At 45.5% G+C, this 1,341-nt stretch carries 1 protein-coding gene; it reads left to right on the top strand.

Annotated features, from left to right (window positions below):
- On the top strand, nucleotides 1–1,001 hold a 1,001-nt coding region (locus tag D0T84_RS06355; RefSeq protein ID WP_221413120.1), incomplete at its 5' end, for a fibrobacter succinogenes major paralogous domain-containing protein.
- Nucleotides 1,002–1,341 lie beyond the last annotated feature (340 nt).

Raw genomic sequence — 1,341 nt, 5'->3', positions numbered from 1 at the left:
TGTCGAGCTGCCTGCCCTATATGTTTACTTACCAAACGATGAAACTGACAGCCGTGCAGGCAGATGGGAGCCCGGCCACAGGTTACCAGTGGTATATAGATGGCGTAGCCGCACCGGGAGAGACAAACCCGGACTTCTATTACAGCCCCGGCACTACAGGCCTGACAGCCGACGCACTGGGCAATATGAAAAAGACCCCGAAGATTAAATGCGATATAAGCAATGCCTGCGGTACGGTAACCAGCAATGAATACGAGGTAACGGTGGTACTGGCTACCCTGGGGAAATTGTCGCCGATATATGTGAATGCATGGAGCGAGGCGGCAACCAACGCTAACGACTTTACAGATAAAACTACAGGTTTAGTAAGAACCACCTATGCCCATGTAAATCTGGGCGCGGAATATGAACTCGACCCATGCGAAATGCTGGGTGACCTCTACCAGTGGGGAAGGCCTAAGGATGGTCACCAGAGCCGCACGCCTCTAAGTGGTACTACCAATGTACAATCTACGGTAGCCCCTCCGGGACACGGTAACTTTATTCTAGCTGCGTCCAATTGGTTATCTTCTAACATTTCTACCCTTTGGGGTGATGGCAGCCAAAATTACACAATGCTTAAAGTTGTGGCGAATGATCCTTGTCCGGATGGCTGGAAAGTACCGAGCTACAAACAGTGGGGCGCTATCTATCAAGGGGGAACAATTGGCGGACATCCAATTGATGCTACGGCAAATAAATGGACTCCTATGGGTACATTTGAGGAGAACAGTGTTAGCGGACATAAACTGTCAGACGCACTCTATTTGCCAGCGGCAGGTCTTCGAAGTGATGGTGATGGTAAAACACGAATGATCGGTATTTTAGGTCTATACTGGACCTCGACTGCAACTGCTGGTGGGTATGAAAGTTCGATGCATTATTCTTTATCTAACACCTACATATATGGAACTTCCACAACTAGAGTTTATGGCATACCTGTTAGATGCATTTCAGACTAAGAACTTCTCTCGTCCTTCGGGGTTTGCAACCCCGAATTTCTTACTATCAGGATTTGTAATCCTACAAAACAACAGGCTGTCACTTTTTATAGTACGGCCTGTTGTTTTTTCGGGGAAAATTGTCTTATATAAAGAGCTCTTTGATATAATCGGAGGAAAAAAGGTAACAGAGAAAAGTAATGAAAAAAGTGTCACATTTGACTACGCTTCGCTCCGTCGATTTTCAATTGTCACTTTTTTGCAACGTAATCCTTCGGTCTCGGTCATCTTTTACAAGATTTATATAGTTTTTACCTTTGCATAGGAGAGAGTTAACGATAAATTAAGGAGCCATCAGTTT

Source organism: Dysgonomonas sp. 521, assembly GCF_010501055.1.
Taxonomy (GTDB): Bacteria; Bacteroidota; Bacteroidia; order Bacteroidales; family Dysgonomonadaceae; genus Dysgonomonas.
This window is presented reverse-complemented; position numbering and strand designations above follow the sequence as displayed.